This window comes from Sessilibacter sp. MAH3, from assembly GCF_054658275.1.
This window is the reverse complement of sequence record NZ_BAAGIE010000009.1, coordinates 129,886-150,820: the sequence shown is the minus strand read 5'-3', so window position 1 is coordinate 150,820 and position 20,935 is coordinate 129,886. Positions and strand designations below refer to the sequence as shown.

The following is a 20,935-nucleotide window of genomic DNA, read 5'->3' as shown; positions in this document are numbered from 1 at the left end:
CTAATGAATTATTTATGGGACAGCGAGTTGATTTACTCGCTGCGTTATGAAATTGCAGTTATTACTTGAAACCGCGAGTTTTATCTGAAGCCCTGAGCTATTTTAAAACCCAATTAATTCTTCCATAAATTAATTGGGTTTTCGCAAGATTAAAACTTATAGCTTCCTGCTAATCCCCAAAAATGTACTTGTTGGTCATCAAATACAATTTGGTGAGCTTGCAGTTGCAGGCTCCATTGTTTGTTTAGGTGGTAATGAGCGGCGAGGCCAAACAGTGGATCAATGCCGCCGTCTAGGTCGGTATCTACGTTGGCGCCACGGGCTTCGATTTCTCCGTCCCACCAAAATAATCCAACTAATAGCGATACGCCAAAGTGGTTATTAAAGTTGTGGCTAAATCGATTACCCAGAGTTATGCCTTTGCCGCTAATTGGGTAGTTATTTTCTAAGGCATTTTCTAATTCTGCCTCAGAAAAGCTGAGCGAGGTGAAATTAACGTCGGCTTCGCCTAAATCGAGATAGCTAATTTCTACAGCAAGATTTTGTTGATATTGGTAGCCAAGGTTAATTTGCCAGGCGGTACGTTCGGTGTCGTATTTACTGATAACAACGTCTATATCTGCGTTATTTAATCCTTCAACAAATTCATTTTGATTTTGGCTGCCATCGGCTTGGTATACACCCAAGGTGATGTAGGTTTTATCGCGCCAGCTGTTTTCTGCTTGGGTCGAAGACGATATTGCCGCAAGCGCTATTACCGCCAAAGGCAACCAGCGCTTACGCTGGTGTACCCCAAGCACGGCAATTATCGCCAGTAGCCACCACCACTGTGTGCTACCCGAACCGCCACTGCTGCTGGTAACGGTGGCAGATTCACGAGCATTAACACCCACACCACCCGGATCTTCCACGCTGCTGTTGGCTTGGCCGTCGGCGTCGTTGGGGCCGCCATCTTCAATGGTAAGCTGCACACAGAAGTAACCTTCGATTAATCCCGGCTCCCAAACATCATCACCCGGAGGCGGACAGAAGCCTAGTTCACCCGGTGCAGATTCAATGATGTTATTGGCGTCTTCGACAAAGTCTGCCCACTGCCCTGCCTGGAATTTGCGATAAACGCTGTTCGCAGGAATGGCTTGTATTTGTGGTACAACTATCGCCACGCTTTGACCGGCAATTGGTAGGTCTTGAATATCGAAGTCGAATATACCGCCAACGTTATCGTAGAACGGATCATCGGTTAAACCGGTTTGGTTGGAAATGTCTTGATCCGACAGACTGGCGCCACCACCTCCGCTAAGCAACGCGAATTGACCAAGACGACAGCGCACACCCGGATCACATTCTAGTAAGAAGGATTCGGTTTGTAGGGCCATTTCAGGCAATACGTTGGTTGCGGTGATATTGTCGAGGTATTCTGGAATACCATCGTCGTCGCTATCGGCCACACCTTCGGTTTCGTCGTCAACGCCGTCACCGTCGGTATCGTCGTTAGCCGATAACGTTGGTAGCTGACTCACAACCACAAAGTAGAGTCTGGCCGTGCGGCTGGCTCCTTGATCATCACTTACGCTCACTTGAGCCAGATAACTACCAGCCGAGAGGTTAGCGGGGTCAAACACAAAGGCGTCGTTGGTGAGATCGCCATCGGTATCGTTCAAACGACTGTCGGTGGCAGACCAATCAAAGCTCAAACTGTCGCCAATGTTGGCGTCTGTGGCAATGGCAGAAACCGTTGCCGCGCCCCCAGTCGGTGTAATTTGAATGGTGTTGCTGCCCGATTGCGCAACCACGAGTCGTGCTTGCGGCGCCACGTTACCCTCAACAATGGTCAACACATGGTTGGTTTTTGAGCCCGCGTTGATATCGAAAATATCGGGATTGGCCTCATCAAAACCGTTCGCCAAGTCTTGGGCGTTGGTGGTTTGATCATCCAAGCGCACAATCAAGGTTTCTTCGCCTTCACCCAATCCATCATCGGCAAGATTTACGGTAATGGTTTGCGTGGTTTGACCCACACCGTTACTTGAAGTGAATGTCACGGTGCCCGAGGTTAGATCGTGATCATCAAGGGATGCGGTGCTCGCCGAATCAATCACAAAGGGTACCGTAAACGGATAGAACGGTGCTTGGCCGTTAAGTACGATCGAGAACTGAGCCGTTGCACCTTCAACACTGATTTGGTCTCGCGTCATCGAAACCAACGGACGCACATTAACGGTTTGCAGCTCGGTACCCACGTTACCGCGGCCGTCAACAGCGCGATATTGCACGGTATTGCGTCCGGGTGGTAACAGCAATCTGCCATCAACCAAACTGGGAATGGTGGTATTACAGCAGCCCGCGCCATCTACATTGTCGGTAGCCAACTCACTAAGAGCCTGTTCAACATCAGTATCGGTCGCGGCTGCACTTAAGCCCAATAGCTGACGCACACTTACCGAGGTAAACAAACCGGTAGCATCAATCACGAGATCTTCTGGCGGTGTTACTACCGGAGAAGTCACGTCGACAAAATCGGTGGCATCTTGCGGATCGGTGCCATCCAAGAACTCCTGAAGATTGGTTAGGGTATCGCCGTCGATATCACCAGTAGCATCATTTGGATCAAGCGGATTCAGACCAACATTCACCTCGTACGCATCGGGAATACCGTCGTTGTCGTCATCGGCATCGTCAACGTTGGCAACGCCGTCGCGATCGGTATCCAACAATACTTGAATGTTAAAGGTGGCGAGATCTGTGGTGGTTTGGCCATCGCTTACGGTTAAGACAATACCGTTGTAATCACCGGTAACGTCGGTGCTACCGGTCAGCTCACCAGTACTGGTATCGAGCGTTAACCAGGTTGGCAAACCGGTCACCGAAACCGTTAGCGTATCTCCGTCAACGTCAGATAACGACGGTACAAAACTGTAGGCTTGAGCTTGAGGGATAGAGGTAGCAGGTGAACCTGCGATTGCTGGTGCGTCGTTAACGGGATTAACGGTCAAGCTTACCAATGCCACTTCCGACAAGTCGCCGGCAACATCGGCCACCCGATAACTAAAGCTATCGCTGCCAAAGAAATCGGCATTGGGCATGTAAATTAACGTGCCGTCACCGTTATCCAAGATACTACCGTTACTGGGAGCCGACTCAATTGCTATAGAGGTAATGTCTATGGAGTCATCGATATCGCTGTCATTGGTAAGAACATCCAATGTGGCAATGGAGTCTTCATCCAATATAAAGCTATCGGCACTAACGGTTGGCGCATCATTTATTGCAGAGACAGACAACGTAACCAAAGAAGGACTGGAGAACGTGCCTAAGTCGTCTTGCACCCGATAGCTAAAGCTGTCGCTACCAAAGTAGTTTTGATCTGGGGTATAAATGATTGCCCCAGTGATTGGATCAATAGAGGTGCTGCCATTCGTGGCGGCAGTTACTATTTCTACCGTACTAGGAACAATACTGCCATCAATATCCGAATCATTACCTAAAACATTAATGGAGAAGCTTAAGTCTTCCATTAGTGAGGCAACATCAGATACCGCCGTTGGCGCGTCGTTCACACTGTTGACGGTGATCGATACAGTACCTGCATTGGATGTACCGTTATCATTATCTCTAACGGTGTAGGTAAAACTGTCACTGCCATTAAAGTTAGCCGCCGGCGTGTAGACTATTTCGCCGGTAACCGAATCGACAACCGCCGACCCATTGGTTGGATCAATTTGTACCGAGGTTGACGTCAAATCTAGAGTGCCATCGATATCGCTATCATTCGCTAAGACATCAATCCTTACGAAGTCGTCTTCGTCAACGGTCGCGACATCATTACTGGCGGTTGGTAAATCATTAACCCCGGTAACATTAACGGTAACCGTCGCCGAATTCGAGCTGGCTCCAAAAGAGTCGTTGATGGTGTAGGTAAAACTGTCGGTACCGTTAAAGTTAGCGGCAGGCGAGTAGTCTACCAAACCACCATTGGCAGTAGCGGTACCGAAGCTTGGCTGAGTAACAATAGTGATCGAGTTAATATCAAGACTATCCCCAACATCAACGTCGCTATCGTTAGTCGCAACATCAATACTGGTAGCATTGTCCTCCGCAGTTGTCGCTAAATCAGCCAATGCCACAGGATTATCATTAACGGATGTCACCGAAACAGTGACGGTAGCTGCCTGCGAAATCAGCATGGTGTTGTCTTCAACGGTATAAGTGAAGGTATCACTGCCGTTAAAATTAGCGTTAGGTGTGTAAGTAATGACTCCAGTACCGGTATTTACAGACGTAGAACCATTGCTTGGCCCAGAGACCGTAGTCACACTGGCGGGATTGATACTGCCGTCTATATCGGCGTCGTTATCAAGTACCGAAATAGCCACCGCAGTATCTTCGTTGGTGCTGGCGTTATCGGCGGTGGTTCTTGGCGCATCGTTTATCGGGTTGACGGTAATGGTTACTGTCGCCGCATTAGAGGCCAAACCGCCGTTATCTTCTACGGTATAGGTGAACGAATCGCTACCATTGAAATCAGCACTCGGCGTGTAAGTAATAACACCAGTAACAGGATCAACACTGGTACTGCCGTTACTTGGAGACGAAGCCACACTGACGGTAGTCACATCCACCGAGCCATCAACGTCGGCATCATTGCTCAGTACATTAATCTGTACCGCCGTGTCTTCGTCGGTTTGAGTCACATCGGCCAGCGCCGTGATCTGCTCATTGCCGGTAGTAAAATTGAGCGATGTCGTATCGCTGATACCGGCAAAACCATTACCTAGGCCGTCGCTAAAGGCTGTCGCCTGAATTTGCACGTAGTAATTGGTGTTACTCAACAAGGTAACGGGTAACGTCACGGTTACTTGGTTGGTACTGATCGAAACCGCACCAGAATCGGCAGCAACCGCAGCAATGAGTGAGTCATCACTAGCCGCCAACAAACGGATGTTGTTCGAAGCATTACTGAGTGGGGTAATTGCTTCATTAAAGGTCAACACCAGATTAGTGTTGTAAGCAACACCGCTCGCGTTATCAGCGGGCGCGCTACTGGAAAGGATCGGACCGGCTGCATCCACCAGCACCGCAGCAAGGTTAGCAACGTTGTTGAGTGTTGTGGTGGCATTATTACCGGCGGCGTCTTGTATCGTCCCGCCGTTGGCATCAAACACAGCCGCCAAAGTCACTCCGTCGGTGTCGAGATCGTCGACAACAATGGTGTATCGGAAAACAATAGCCGTAGTGCCCGAACCTGATAAATAGTTCGCGAATACCTGAATGGCGCCTAGCGTTAGCGCAATTCTTGGCGTGCCGCCTGTGGTATTCACGGTCACGGCCTCATCGAAGGTCACCGTGAAATCAAGGTTGGCGCCAACGGCATAGGTTGCATTGGCAGGTCCGGTAACCGATTGCACAACCGGTGGAATCACATCGGCGGTATTACTGGCGGTAATACCATTGATCAAATCGGCTATGTTGACGCTCGCGGCAGCACCGGGCATCCAATTATCGGCGGCGGCCAAATTGTAGGTCGTTGCATCGTTCGATGTGGTGCCATCGGCGTTGACTATGGCTGCTAAAGCCATTCGATCGGCGGTATTTACCGTTGCCGTAAAACTGGTTGCAGAAGTGATTTCCACATCGGTACTGGTTAGCGTGCGTGTTGCGCCTGCTTCACCGGTAACGGTTAGTAGCGACACATCAATATCGTTAGAAGCACCAACTTCTCGCACAAAATTGGTACCCGTAACCACCAACACACCGCTGGTTGCATCGTAGGTCGCCGAACTGATTGTGGGAGCAGCTACTCCAGCAACCGTTGCCGGGTTTCCTGCAACATCGCTGATATCGGTAGCCGCAGCAACGGCTGGTAACCAGTTGTCGGCGGCGGCTAGATTGTAGGTCGTACCGTCATCAGAAGTTGTGCCGTTGGCATTAAGAAGACCACCCACAGAAATACGATCCGTGGCATTCAATAACAGTGCTGCGGTGGTTCGTGACGAAATCTCCACATCGGTACTGGTCAATGTATAGGTGTTATTACCATCACCGGTAAGCGTTAAGAGTGAAACGTCTAAATCGTTGGCGGCACCGGGGAACTTCACAAAATTGGTACCGGTAATGACCAAAGCACCGGAACTCGCATTATAGGTCGCGGATGTCACGGTTGGGGCGGCAACGGCGCTAACGGTGATGCCATTACCGGTTGAATCTGCAATATCAACACTGTTTGCAGCCCCCGACGCCCAGTTGTCTGCGGCCGCTAAATTGTAGGTTGTGCCGCCACCAGAAGTTGTGCCGTTAGCGTTGAGCAAACCGTTGACGTTTAACAAATCGGTAGTACTTAAATTAACGGTAAATACGGTATCAGAGGTAATTTCAACATCGGTACTGGTCAGCGTGTAGCTGGCACCACTTTCACCGGTAATCGATAAGGCCGAAACATCAATATCGTTACTCGCACCCGGTTGGCGAGGCAATCGGGTTGCGGTAACCGTTAACACACCTGTGCTGGCGTTATAAGTTGCAGAAGTAATGGTCGGTGTCGCGTAATTGTTAACCGTAATTGCACTGGTAGCGTCTGAGGAATCTCCAAACGTAACGCCGGTAATAAAGTCGTCGGCGGCGGCTAAATTGTAGGTAGTTAAGCCATCGGATGAGGCTCCGTTAGCATTGAATAAACCGTTAGCAACGTACAAGTCTTCACCGCTTAGTGTGACGGTAAATTGCGTGGCCGAATCAATCTCCACATCAGACGACGTTGTTAATGTGCGAGTTACGCTGCCTTCACCCAGAAGAGTTAGCGTTGAAACATCAACATCCGCACCGCCACCATTAGCAACAAAATCGGTACCCGTTACCGTTAAGGTTCCCGATGCGTGATTGTAGATAGCCGAAGTAATGGTCGGAATCGAGACAGCATTAGCGCTGACTGTGAACGTATAAGGGTTTTCATCGGAGTCGTCGTTCGCGATTGAAAATACCGCTGAAACACTGCCGGCAACGGATGAATCAAAACTAATTTGAAAACTGGACGATCCCGATGCTGTGACTGGATCGGAACTCGGTTGCGACGACACAGTAAATAAGGTCGATCCCGAAACACGCACAACGTTGGGCGAGCCGGTTAAATCCAATGGGCCGGTTCCTAAGTTTTGCACAGAGAAAGTACCAACAACGGGACCGCTACCTACAGCTACGGTACCAAAGTCGGTGCCATCGGTGGTTGATGGCGTGGTATCACCACTTGCGATAGAAAAGCCATTACCCAGCAAATTAATCTCTGGAAAAGGTGTGGCATGGGGGCCAACGCCACAGGCTTCATGTAAAACCTGACACTGCGTAAGATTAGAACCGGTAACGAAACCACCCGGAGGATTCGGCCGCATAGCCGCACAGGTACTTCCAGCACGGTTAAACTGGAATAAATTGTAGGGATCGCCATCACAGGCTTCGGAGAAGAAAATATTAAAGGTCGAGGCAAGACTGTGTGAAAAAGCCCGTCTGCCTTGATTCGCCAATAAATCGCCCGAAGTTTGCGCTACCTCTACCGAGGTGCCTTCCGTGGTTAATAAACCGCTTAATTTTAAAAAATCGAGCGCCGAATAATCAACAACAGTAACGGAAGGTTTTAGTGATTGTTTATCTTTTGAAGAATCAAACGCGCCGTTAAATGCACCAAAGGCGGAACGCTTTTTCTGAACATGGGCATTTAAATAATTTGACGTATTATTTTTTTCTATATTATTTTCCGATAATTCAACGTCGAGTTCGGTAAGCTCAGACGTATTAATATATTTTAAAGAATCATCTTTATCGGTATCAGCGACTATGACCGCCGCCCTCTGTGTACGTCGGCTCACCGATTGATTTATCGAGCTAGTAGCTCGACTGGAGGCAAAAATACCACCACCTAATACAGCCAATAAAGGCAACGCAGCTTTTACGGCAACCCGTAAACCGGTTTTACGTCCCGGCATACGATGATTTACTGTATCCATATTCCAAACTCTAAGGTGTTAAATTATTTTAGGGAATACAAAAATGATTTCTCATCCGAGGATGAGTTGGTTCTAATAATTCAGGGAAATTACTGTTTGCAATTACCGCCACGTCATAAATTTGATCGACATTACCGGTAAATAAAATATGTCCAATGATGGAGCCATCATTAAGATTGACGAGCCAAATACCCGAGTGAGTTTCACCGAGTTTTTTTTCCAAACCCTCGTACTGCAACAATGTACCTTCACGCAATTTGGAGCTACCCACAAAGGCAATAGGCCCATAAAAATCCATACCGCGGGTAAATCCATGCAGTTCAGCCACAACATTATGTTTACCGGTACTCGGATCAAACGACTCTAACGTGCCTTCACCGGAGTGACAAAAATACACCTTGTCTTGATACCAACGCGGTGAATGCGGCATTACTAATTGATCCAAAATAATCTCGTTTTTTTCGACATCCATTAACGTACCGTTATGGGTTTTTTCTTGCCGCCATTTGCCCAACTCGTCGTAACTTGAAAAAGTTGTTACGTAGGCCGGTTTACCGTCTTTTAATGTCATACCGTTTAAATGGCATCGATCTTCAGGCACTAATTCAGAAATAAAAAAAGGCTTCCAACGCGGTACAAAACTGTAATCGGGATCAAGTGTGCACAAGCAAGAAAAACTGGAATTAACCACCCAAAGGCCTTCATCGCCCCACTCAATATCGTGCAAATTAATCATGCCGGTAAAATGACTGGAACGTGTAATAAAACAAGAATCCACTCTGTCATCGGCCGGTTCATACAAACTTTGACGATAGTCATTAAAATCTTTTAAATCTTTCTCGCGTACAACCCGCTCTTCTTCCGATAACTCACCACGGTCAATTACAAGATCTGCATTTAAAGACAATAGCTCATCATTGGGTTCCTGCGAGTTTTTATTTAATCGCGGCGCGGTAATATCGTCTTCTATAGGCTGTAATGGTTCTTTGAGTTTAGCCACCAAGCCGTCTACTCGACTAAAATTAATGACCTGGGAAAAAACCCCCAAAGTAATGCCTTGGGGGCTAGCACATAAACCCATTGGCCGAGAAAAACTTTTGTAGTTAATATCTAAACGCTCGCCGTCGGTACGTACCAACATCAAACGCCCAGCTTGATAAGAGGTAAACGCTAAAGAAATATTCAGTGCTTTTAAAATTTGAGGGATATTACTGGAGTATTCACAATTGAAATCAAGGTAACGATAAATATCATCCAAGTTTTCTTGTGTGGATTTAATCTCTTCTGGCATCGTGGGATCTTGCCGCTCCACCATCTATATGCGTAATTACGCTCTTTTGAGCAAGCACTAATAGGTTTTGAAAACTCGGATTAACCCAGAGCATTCTACGACCGAAGGATATGCCACCAATTTCAAAAAAATAATTGATCGAAATCGTGTGAAATTGGAAACCTCAACGTTTGCTTTCTAATTAAATGACGTAGAAAACAATGAGAAGCTTCTAAAATTAGAAATTCCTAAAATCAGAAGTTTCTAAAATCAGAAGTTTCTAAAATCAGAAGTTTCTAAAATCAGAAGTTTCTAAAATCAGAAGTTTCTAAAATCAGGAGTTTCTAAAATCATAAGGTCCTATTAGTGCATCCATTAGATAAAACCACGCTAATATAAAACGCACATTATCTAATGTTATAAATTAGTCGCTAAAGTGGGATCTGACAAAATTTGTAGCAGCTGATTTTGTACTTCTTCACCAGTTAAATTAGGATTTTGTGCAATCAATAACGCACTAAGACCAGAAACAATAGCAGCCGATAAAGAAGTACCGGACAAATTCCCGTATTGATTATTAACACCCGTAGTCGCAACACGCATACCAAAACTGTTAGCATCTACCGTTTTGCCATAATTGCTTTTATGAAGTTTCTGCCAGCGTAAATTATGAGCACCAACCACAAAGGCAGATTCAATCGCGCCCTCGGCACTGTTTGGCAAAATTTCCTCGCCCTGATTACCAGCCGCAAATACAACCAATGCCCCCTTACCTTCTCGACCGTAACGAGTGAAATCCTCCACGGCATCTTTTATCGGTTCTAATAACCAAGGGGAGCGCCAACTGCAATTTACAACATCAGCTCCTGCTGATTTAGCGGCTTCAAGAGCTAATAAAGTATGAGATGTCCACGCATAAGAACTCCGAATACCAATAAAATCCGCTTCTGGTGCAATTCCTTTTAAGCCAGATTTAGAGTGTTTCGAAAATATAATTCCCGTTAATTTGGTTCCGTGTTGATCGCCTAACGATCTTGGCAACTGCATTAATTTGCCTTTATCAACATCAAAAGTACTTATTGCACCACTAATGCCTAACCCAGAATGGCTTAAATCGAAACCGTCATCGATAATCGCGACCTTAACACCCTTTCCTAATGTAGATTTCCAAATATTAGGTATCCCTATTTTTTCGACATAAGATTGATAAGGTCTATTCACAACATTAAGAAGAGCCGGATCAATAATACCCGTATAATTTCGTCGATTAGAATGATTGTGCTCATCATCAGCATGATCACCGTGTTGTGATAATTTAGAGCCGCCGTTAAGAGCATTGGTGGACGAAACCGTAAACTCGCGATTTAAATTCGACACACCCGAGATTTGCAGAATATCTGGCTGAACAAGAAGAAAATCGCCACTGGCTTGTAATGCGGCAATAGACTGGATTAGAAATGCATTTTCTCCGAGCTCAATTCTCACATAATTAAAATCAAAACCTTTATAGATAACGTCGAGCGACTCAACATCATTTATAAGCTGCTCAATAAGACTTAAGTCGAAGTCTTTTTCTACTTTTACTAAAACTCCTTTTCTTGCGTAAAGCTTGCGACCTAAATTATCGACGTAAAAACCCATTCCCTCGGAATGATAGAGATTTTGACTGGAAAAATTTTCAAAGATTAACGGAGCGTCAGCTAAAAAAGACTCTGCCTTCAAATAAGTATTAAAACAAAACACCAACAATAATAGGTGTATTAGAAAGCGACAAACTGATTGAAACACTTCATTCTTTATAAACGGAAGATTATTCATAAAGTGGTGCATTGGCAGACCGGATTTTTTATTATTTTATATATTAGATTATCCGAAGAATACTTCAAACATTCACATAAGTAATTAAAAATCTCGTTCGACCTATGTAAATTTTATAAATAGCAATTTGCTATAGATTTCAAAAAAAAGACAATCATAAGAAATAAGTAAAATAACCGCTCATCAAATAAATAAAATTAACTAACCTTAAAATAGGTATCATAGAGGACGCATAAAAAGACCCATCAATCTATTAAGGTTTATTTAAACCAAACACAAGAAACTTCAATCAATCCAAACCTTAAAACCGATAAAAATGCGTTAAAAATTTTAGCAACACACTAATCATTCGGATTATAAAAAAACTTAATTTTATGCCTACAGTCTGTAACATACTCTGATTAACCGAGAACTTCCTGAGACACAACAAATGTGTCGTCTACTTCAAGAACGGTAATTGATTAAAATTGTGTAGAAATTGGAAATTGCTCTCTTAATTTCTGCTCTTTGATTAAATCAGAAAGGAACTAACCAGAGGCTCCTATAGTATTTTACGCAATTAAAAACGAATTCTTCAGAAACCCACATAAAGGTAAAATCCATTTAACTTCCTCACGCAGCAAAGCACAAACCCACTTAAACCTATAAAAAGCCGCTCAAATCTATTTAAACGCAGAAAATATAAGATTTTGTTTATATTTTATTTTTATAAAAACCAAAATAATTTCCCTCATTTAAAACCAAGCACATACAAAACTAAACGACCTGAAACACTGCATTAATGAAAACAAAATAATAATGCAGCAAATTAAAAGACTGTCTTAATTGATTTTACAAAAACAAAACCGCAGAAAATTTTATAAAATCGATAACCCAATCACCGCCATGCGCATTAAAATGACAAAAAGATACATTACGCGAAAAAAATGTCGTCTTAATTATCTTTTTTCAGAAATTAAAAAAATCTCACCAACCAACAAAAAAATATCCAATTATTTCGCAAACGCCAATTGTTAATATCAACAAACCCGTTGAAAAATAAAATTCAAAAAAACAACCACGAAATTATTTCTAGTTTTTTTAAAATTCATGAAGTAACATTTTTTCTCGTAAAGAACTGTTACACAAATCACAATTACCAACCTCTTTACCAGCTCAATAAATTCTATTTTTATGCTCTTAGAGGCAGGGTTTTTTACACCTTAAATTTAGGGCAAAAAAATAATCAACATTAAATAATGGAGATATTTTACATGAAAAGTACACTTTCAAAACTTGCAGCCGGTTTACTAATGGCATCTACAGTGGTTGCTGTAAACGCTCAACAAGCAACAAATCTTGGGGACGCCACAGCAGAAATTCAATTTGAAGATATTACCTTAACTCAAGTTACCGGTATCGACTTTGGCGTAATATTGCCGTTTGGTCGCACGGGTAGTTTGAGTGTTGCTCCGAATGGAACCAATACTCGATCTAATATTTTACAGACTGTCGCCGGTACACCAGCAGAATGGAGTGTTACGGGCGTTCCCAATGCTCCATTTTCTATCACATTTCCAACCTCTATAAATATTTCTACTGCTGACGGTGAAAACACCATGCGAGTCGACAACTTTAACACCAATTTCCGCTCCGGCACTGTTGACCAAACCGCATTGGACGGCTCAGGCGAAAGAACTGTTTTAGTCGGTGCAAGACTAGTGGTAAACGCAAACCAGCCAGCGGGCATTTACTCAGGTCAATATCAAATGACCGTAGCTTACAATTAAGTCTTACAAGCTACATTCTAATCTAGAAATTTAAAACTTGAGCGCCTGATGTAGGCGCTCTTTTAAAAGGATTTTATTTATATGAAGACTTATTTTGCACTAATAATATCAATTTTTATAACGGTCTTTTTCTCTTCAAAAACTTTTGCTCTGGGCGATCTTACCGTAACGCCAACACGTGTTATTTTTGAAGACAGAGACCGAGCCAAGGTTTTAAATTTGGTTAACAGGGGTGAAAAAACAGCAACCTATCGTATTGAATTTATTGAAATGGCAATGGATCAATACGGTGGTTTTACCGAAATAGAAACTCCCCAAGAAGGACAACAATTTTCTAGTAATATGGTTCGCTATTCACCAAGACAAGTCACCATAGAACCGGGTGAATCGCAAACCATACGATTAATTGCCAGTAAGCCTTCTAATTTGGCCGTGGGTGAATATCGGTCACATCTTTTAATGTACGCAGTGCCAGATAACAGCGCAAACGCAGTAGATATTGAAAGCGTGCAGAAATTAAAAGATAAAGAAGTGGCATTTCAAGTTAGCGCTATTTTTAGAGTGGCCATACCGGTCATCATCAGACACGGCAACGAAGAAACTTTACAAGCCGAATACAATATCACCGACGTTAAACTAAATGCTTCTGAAAACTCAGAAACACAAGAACCTCAATTAGAATTTTTATTAACCCGCACCGGCAACCGATCAATCTATGCAGATTTAGACGTAACATTTACACCTGAAAACAGCAATGAACAATATCTTCTCGGTAAAATTAAAGAATATGTTGTTTATGTACCTAATCCATCTCGTGTAACCAAAGTTCCTTTAGAAATCCCTGATAACATGAGATTAGAAAAAGGCACCGTCAATATAACTTTCTACAAAGACAAAAACGGCAACAAAGAAATTCTTTCACAGTCGTCATTAACCCTATAATAATTTACACATGGATGTGAAATCTTCAAAGCATTATTTATATAGAACGCTAACGTCTGTAATACTAATAATATTCGCACAGCACGCACTATCCTTCTCAGAAGTCGAGAGATCACAAGACGAAACCGTCATTGTTAATTTAAAACTGGACAGAATTCCTTTATACACCAGTATACTCGCCTATCATAGTAACGATGGCCTTTGGATTCCCTTGGCGGAATATTTAACGGCCCTGGATTTTCCGATTACTATTAATTATGAGCAACAAACTGCCGAAGGTTGGTATATAAATGAGAACAATACATTCTATTTAGACACTAAAACAGAAGCACGAGTTGTTTTATCAGGAAAAATTACGCCCATAAAATCTGGACTCGAATTACATTACGACGACTATTATGTAAGACTAGATCTGCTTGACCAATGGTTTCCGATCGAACATAACTACGATCCATCCAAACTTGAAGTAGTTTTACACAGCCTCGTTAATTTGCCTCTGCAAAATTCACTGGCACGTGAAAAACAGCGCTTAAAAGTGAGTAGTTTCAACCAAGCAGAAACCGCTAATTATCAAGTGAGCAGCTATCAATGGCTAAATACACCCAAAATAAACGCATCGGCAAGAGATATATCACTATTTAGCGAGAATGGTGGCTCACAAGCCAATTATACAATCAATTTATCGGGTGAGTTTTTAAAACACACCTACATTTTTAATGCAAACTTAGACAGCGCCGGAAAGATACAAAACAGTAAAGTAGAATTTCAAAAACAATTCAACATTAACAACAATAAAATAAATCTAAATATCGGCGACATTATTAGCAACAATTTTAGTCAATCTCTACCAACGACTGATGGTTTTGGTGTTAGACTTTCCAACACACCCGCCTTTATCACCAACACATTTTCGACATTCACCTTGCGTGGCGATGCAGACGCAGGCTGGGACGCAGAGCTTTATCTAAATAATACGTTAATATCGGCTCAAAAAATTGCTGCCAACAATCAATATCTATTTACCGATGTGCCGGTAAATTTTGGAAATAACGAATATCGAATTGAGTTATACGGCCCGCAAGGACAGCAAAGAACAGAAACGGTTAGAAAAAACCCGAACCAAAACTGGTATAAACCCGGTTTTTGGCAATACGAACTGTTTGTTCAGAAAATTGGAGAATCTACCTTTAATGACTTAAACAACGAGCTTGATAGCGCCGGAAATACTTCTGCGTTACGCTCCGATCTATTTTTACAATACACACACAGTGACAAAGAATTCAGTCAATGGCATTTTCTTAAGGGTAAAGATACTTCGTATTTTACCTATTCACTACAAAAAAACGATAACACCGGCAATTATAACTTCAGCTCAACAACCGATTTAACAGGCGGCTCTCAATCATTTGTAAATTGGCAAGGGAAAATAGGCAGTTATTCTTTAGATTGGAATTGGAGTAATTCGAATAAATTTATACCCTTTGAAACAGACACAAGCGAGCCAACCGATGATGCGCCTCAAACTAAATCAGAGCTAAACGGTTCTGATTCTTCGATCAGGTTAAACGGAATTCTAAAACGGTTTTCGGGAAGAACTCTAAATCAGACAATTCAATTTCGAAATATCGAATCCTCTAGTCAGTCACGGTTATTATCTTACGGTCTTTCTTATGGATCACCGAGAATCTCGTTAACGAATAATTTATCGGCGAATTTACTGAACGATAATTTTATATCTGGGAATCTACTCGGCCGGTTCCGGTTGAACAAGGTTTCATTGTCAACCAATTTGGGTTACGACGGTATTGCACTTGATAAGGTAAATAATTTATCCATATCCAGTCGTTACCAACTTGCCAACAATTGGAATCTAACCTCCAGAAGCCAATGGCAATTTTCAGATAAATCTACAACGCGGCACTCCCTGAGTTTTAACTATAAACACAAAAAATATCTATTCGGGTTAGATTTCAACAGATCACCACAAGGATTATCCGCGGAACTGAGTATTAGTTTTGCCTTGACTCATTCGCAACTCAATAAGCATTGGCGAGTAGCTTCAAACCAGCAAGATGACGCTAGCACCATCGAATTTCTGGGATTTTTGGATACCAACAACAATGGCACACGTGATGACAACGAAGAAATAATTCCCAATTTTGGCCTCGCCATTAACGAGAGAATAATAAGAACCAACGAAGAGGGTTTGGGTTTTTACGACAATATTTCTCACAACGAACCAGTGGATGTACGAGTCTCAGAAAAAGGTTTGGATGATCCGTTTTGGATAAGCATACAACCCGATCTTCATTATATTGGCCGTGCTGGGCGATCAATCAGCATTGAGGTTCCTATTATTGAAAGCGGCGAGATCGATGGTTCAATTTTTATTGTGAATAATGGTGATTTAAAGCCGTTAAATGGTATTGAACTAGAGTTAAACAATATTGATAAAACCATTATCAGAAAGAGCAAGACCTCCTACGATGGTTTTTATCTGTTCGATAAATTACCACCTGGCAGTTATGAGCTATCGGTTAATACTGAAAAGCTTGCTAAATTTGCAATCGCTCATAAGTCAAAGATTGGTAATACCATTAACGTTAATATTGAAGGTAACGGTGACGTTATTAATGGTATTGATTTTGTAGTTCGTGAGATTTCGGAATCAAATCCACTAACAGGCATTCCTAGCCATTAAATATCGTTGATATTTTGCTTCATTTTATACAACAAAAGAGCGCCCCAAATACCCGATAAAATAATCAATAGAGTTCCAATTACAAACGCGAAACCGGCAATAAATTCGGTATTTTGTAGGTTATTTGTCATGGTGAGTAAATTACCCCAATCGTGGCTACTTTCACCCCTGCCACCGACTAGCGGTAATGAACGATATCGGGCATCTAAAATATACGGGGAAATATCAATAAAACTTTGACCACTCCACCATAACATTATAGCAGCGGCAAAATTGTCTTTGTATTTAATCGAGAAAACCAGTAGCAAACCCAGCGGCATCATCACCTGAAACAGGCTACCACCCAGAATTGCCATAAATCGGCCAAAAGGAGCGAAAAACACATGGCCAAATTCATGAAAAGGCAGAATAACATTATGTAAAAAAGAACCGCCTATTCGTGACCAGTCTATACCACCAAGAATAAAGTAACCGCCCCAGAGCATGAAAACAGCAAACAATATTAGACGTGCATAAAAACCAACGGTTGTTACCCGCTCAGGAACCGAAAAAAAAGCCTCGTAGAATTGCTTCCCGAGGCCAGCTTGCTGCTCTTGAGTGAGATCGGTAGATTCGTAATCATCGCTAGTATTAATGCCTGCGTGATTTATGAATGCGTTTTTTTGCGGCTTATCGTGAATATGCCATTTTTTATAGGCAATCGAACAGTTCGGACAAATGCCTTCATGCACATGCGTATCACTGGCCTGTCTTTGATATCCACACTTTGGGCACTTCATGTTTAACACTCTTATTATTATCGAATACGTCTACAAAAACTCTAAAAACCTCCGTTTAACTCGTCCATGATTTAATCAGAGAACAGAAATTGACAATGCGATTCCCAATTTCTATACAATTTCAATGACCTACCGTTCTTGAAATTGACGACACATCCTTGTGTCGGGGAAACTCTGAGTGAATCAGAATTTCCTCTTATTAACTTAGATAAATTTGTAGCTTAATCGATATTCAGTAAAAGCCAAAACAAATAGTCTGCAATATCATTAGCAGGCGCTAATTAACTCGAAATTAATCTGCGCCGCCAACACTTATTATCTTGAAGAATTTTTACGATTCTTACTTTAGTCACAACTGCTTTACGTTAAGTGCGTTGATATTTACGCGGCAGTTCTTTTTATTTTTCCGGCGACTAAATTCACCAAAACATAAAACAAAGGTACAAACAATATTGCAATACAGGTAGCTCCCACCATACCACCGATTACGGCAATACCAATGGCGTTTTGGCTCACCGAACCTGCGCCGCTTGAAATAGCTAATGGCACAACGCCCATGGTAAAAGCAATGGACGTCATAATAATTGGGCGGAAACGTTGTTTTGCAGAAATAGCCACAGCTTCCAATAAATCAACACCCTGTTCTTGCAATTCTTTAGCAAACTCAACGATTAAAATTGCATTTTTAGCGGCTAATCCAACTGTTGTTAACAGAGCAACTTGTAGGAATACATCGTTGGGTAGCCCAAAAATATACGCCGCAGCCACTGCACCTAAAACACCTAAGGGTACAACCAACATAACCGCGAAGGGTACAGCCCAGCTTTCATAAAGTGCCGCTAAAGCCAAGAATACAATAAGAATTGAAAGAACATACAAATAGGTTGCCTGGTCACCGGTTTGGCGCTCTTCATAAGAAATTCCATACCATTCTAGGCCAAAGCCCTCGGGCAGCTCGGCAATAATACGAGTTATTTCATCCATGGCTTCGCCAGAACTTATGCCGGGAGCAGGAGCGCCCAAAATATTTACCGACGCATTTCCGTTAAATCGCTCCAACTTAGGCGAACCGTAAGTCCATTGGGAACTGGAAAATGCACTGAACGAAACCATTTCACCGTTGGCGTTACGAACGTACCATTTTTGTAAATCTTCGGGACTCATACGGTAGGCCGAGTCGGCTTGCACGTACACGCGCTTAATACGACCCTGGTCAATAAAATCGTTGACGTAACTTGAGCCCCAAGCAATTTGTAAATTGCGATTAATATCGGCGATGGATAATCCTAACGCCGAAGCTTTTTCGTTATCCAAATTAATTTTGTACTGAGGTACATCCTGCAATCCGTTCGGGCGCACGCCTATTAATTTGGGGCTCGCAGATGCTTTACGTAAAACCTCACCTTGTGCGGCCATTAACGCTTCATGCCCAAGACCTGCCCGATCAATAAGTTGTAAACTAAAACCAGAGGCGTTACCCAATTCACGAATTGGCGGCGGAGTGAAGGTAAATACCGAAGCATCTTTAATTGAGGCTAAAGCTTTTTGCGCGCCGGCATTGACCGCAAAAATAGTTTGGTCATCGCCCTCACGCTGATCCCAATCGACCAGACCAATAAATCCTAATGCCGCATTTTGTGCATTACCAGAGAAGCTAAAACCAACAACGGTAAACATGTGTTCAACAATATCGCCGTGCTCATTTAAGAAATAATCTTCTACTTTTTTGGCCGTCTCTAGGGTTCTTTCCGCGCTGGCACCAGGCGGTGTATTAATGGTCATGTACATCAAACCCTGATCTTCGTTAGGAATAAACGAACCGGGCAACTGACTAAAAATACCACCAAGACCCACAATCAAAATTAAATAAACAACTACCGAGCGCGCACGTTTATTGGCTAAATACAGCGCAGAACTTTGATATTTATCGCGTATGCGATTAAATCCGCGATTAAACCAACCGACAAAACCTGTTTGGTCTTCTTCACTGACGTGCTTTTTGGCTTTAAGAAAGGTCGCACACAAAGACGGTGACAAAATCATGGCCACCAATACCGATAAAATCATGGCGGTTACAATGGTTACCGAGAATTGCCGGTAAATAGCACCGGCAGAACCGCTAAAAAACGCCATGGGAATAAATACCGTTGATAGAACAACCGCAATACCCACAAGCGCACCGCTAATTTGTCCCATGGATTTTTTGGTAGCTTCTTTTGGCGATAAGCCTTCTTCTTCCATGAGTCGCTCAACGTTTTCTACTACAACAATAGCGTCGTCAACCAAAAGGCCAATAGCTAATACCATGGCAAACATGGTTAACACGTTGATTGAAAAACCCAAACCCAACAACACTGCAAAAGTACCCAGCAACACCACAGGCACCGCAATGGTAGGAATTAAGGTTGCGCGTAAATTCTGTAAAAACAGCAGCATTACAAAAAATACCAGTACAACGGCTTCTATTAATGTGTGTACAACAGACTCGATAGAAAGCTGAATAAACGGCGTGGCATCACGCGGATAAATAATTTTTACACCTTCGGGTAACAAAGATGATAATTCTTGTACACGAGCTTTAATGGCTCCGGCAGTTTCCAAAGCATTGGCACCTGCGGCTAGCGAAATACCCATACCAACGGCAGGTTGGCGACGATAGCGAACAATGGCCGAATACGATTCCGAGCCTTTTTCAACTCTGGCAACATCGCCAAGGCGAACTTGTGAACCATCGGTATTTACACGCAATACGATATTGCGAAAATCTTCTTCGCTGGTTAATAAAGATTGCGCGGTAATTGTGGCATTAATTTGTTGATTGGGTTGTGCGGGCAATGCACCCAATTGCCCGGCAGATACATCGGTATTTTGCGCTTGCAAGGCCAATTGAACATCAGCAGGCGTTAAATTATAACTGTAGAGCTTATCGGGATTTACCCAAATTCGCATAGCGTATTGATTGCCAAATAAACGAATATCACCAACGCCATTAATTCGAGCTAAGGGGTCTCTAAAATTAGCGACGGCAAAATCGCCTAAATCGGATTGCGAATAAGATCCGTCTTCGGAATATAAACCCACCACAATTAAGAAATTATTATTCGACTTGGTTACTGTCACACCAAGCGCCTGTACCTCTTGTGGTAATTGGCTCAGCGCTGCTTGAACTTTGTTTTGGGTTTGTACCTGTGCAATATCGGGGTCGGCTTCCGGTTCAAATGTTAGGGTAATTGTTGCCGCACCATCGGAGCTTTCGGAATTAAAATATCGAAGATAATCGATACCTGTAAGACGCTGTTCGATAATTTGCGTAACCGCGTTCTCAACCGTTGCGGCAGAAGCACCGGGATATTGAGCGCTCACAGTTACCGTCGGTGGCGCCACGGTGGGATATTGTTGAATGGGCAAAACCTGAAGAGATAACGCGCCTGCTAGCATGGTGATGATGGCTATAACCCATGCAAAAACAGGCCTATCAATAAAGAACTGGGCCATAAATTACGAATTCTCGGATGTACGAATAGTGGACGCTTAATAAACTGCGAGCCGTTAAATCTCTACAAGGTTACAAGAAGATTTTTGCTCTAAATAAAGAAAAAACTCAAATTGATCTAGAATTATCAACAACATTAAGTTGCGCTAAAAATTTCTGTATCACAACACTA

At 42.9% G+C, this 20,935-nt stretch carries 8 protein-coding genes; 3 read left to right on the top strand and 5 right to left on the bottom strand.

Going from position 1 to position 20,935, the window contains the following annotated elements:
* Positions 1 to 149: 149 nt before the first annotated feature.
* The 3 genes from ACYQ2C_RS07785 to ACYQ2C_RS07775 all read right to left on the bottom strand — a co-directional run bounded on the left by ACYQ2C_RS07785 (position 150) and on the right by ACYQ2C_RS07775 (position 11,049).
* A complete protein-coding gene (locus ACYQ2C_RS07785) occupies positions 150 to 7,991 on the bottom strand; it encodes a tandem-95 repeat protein (protein ID WP_460101159.1) in 7,842 nt (2,613 codons plus the stop codon).
* A gap of 28 nt (positions 7,992 to 8,019) precedes the next feature.
* Positions 8,020 to 9,282 (bottom strand): TIGR03032 family protein, encoded by a 1,263-nt coding sequence (locus ACYQ2C_RS07780; RefSeq protein ID WP_460115657.1) that lies wholly within the window; start codon positions 9,280 to 9,282, stop codon positions 8,020 to 8,022.
* A 396-nt stretch (positions 9,283 to 9,678) separates the two neighbouring features.
* Positions 9,679 to 11,049 carry a S8 family peptidase gene (locus tag ACYQ2C_RS07775; RefSeq protein ID WP_460101165.1) on the bottom strand — a complete coding sequence of 457 codons (1,371 nt, stop codon included), beginning with the start codon at positions 11,047 to 11,049 and terminating at the stop codon, positions 9,679 to 9,681.
* Positions 11,050 to 12,332: 1,283 nt separating this feature from the next.
* Here ACYQ2C_RS07775 and ACYQ2C_RS07770 point away from each other — a divergent pair.
* From ACYQ2C_RS07770 to ACYQ2C_RS07760, 3 genes are all read left to right on the top strand, one after another.
* Positions 12,333 to 12,848 (top strand): DUF4402 domain-containing protein, encoded by a 516-nt coding sequence (locus ACYQ2C_RS07770; protein WP_460101167.1) that lies wholly within the window; start codon positions 12,333 to 12,335, stop codon positions 12,846 to 12,848.
* 81 nt (positions 12,849 to 12,929) lie between these two features.
* Entirely contained in the window at positions 12,930 to 13,790 is an 861-nt protein-coding gene (locus ACYQ2C_RS07765) for a fimbrial biogenesis chaperone (RefSeq protein WP_460101170.1), read from the top strand.
* 10 nt (positions 13,791 to 13,800) lie between these two features.
* The gene (locus ACYQ2C_RS07760) at positions 13,801 to 16,491 is read left to right on the top strand and encodes a hypothetical protein (protein ID WP_460101173.1); all 2,691 of its coding nucleotides are present in this window, start codon (positions 13,801 to 13,803) and stop codon (positions 16,489 to 16,491) included.
* Here the strand turns inward: ACYQ2C_RS07760 and ACYQ2C_RS07755 are convergent.
* Together ACYQ2C_RS07755 and ACYQ2C_RS07750 are read right to left on the bottom strand one after the other, a co-directional pair.
* Positions 16,488 to 17,270, bottom strand: a complete 783-nt coding sequence (locus ACYQ2C_RS07755) for a hypothetical protein (RefSeq protein WP_460101176.1) — start codon at positions 17,268 to 17,270, stop codon at positions 16,488 to 16,490. The two genes, ACYQ2C_RS07760 and ACYQ2C_RS07755, sit on opposite strands and share 4 nt — an antisense overlap.
* A gap of 381 nt (positions 17,271 to 17,651) precedes the next feature.
* On the bottom strand, positions 17,652 to 20,765 hold the full coding sequence (locus ACYQ2C_RS07750) for an efflux RND transporter permease subunit (RefSeq protein ID WP_460101179.1): 3,114 nt from the start codon (positions 20,763 to 20,765) through the stop codon (positions 17,652 to 17,654).
* Positions 20,766 to 20,935: the final 170 nt, after the last annotated feature.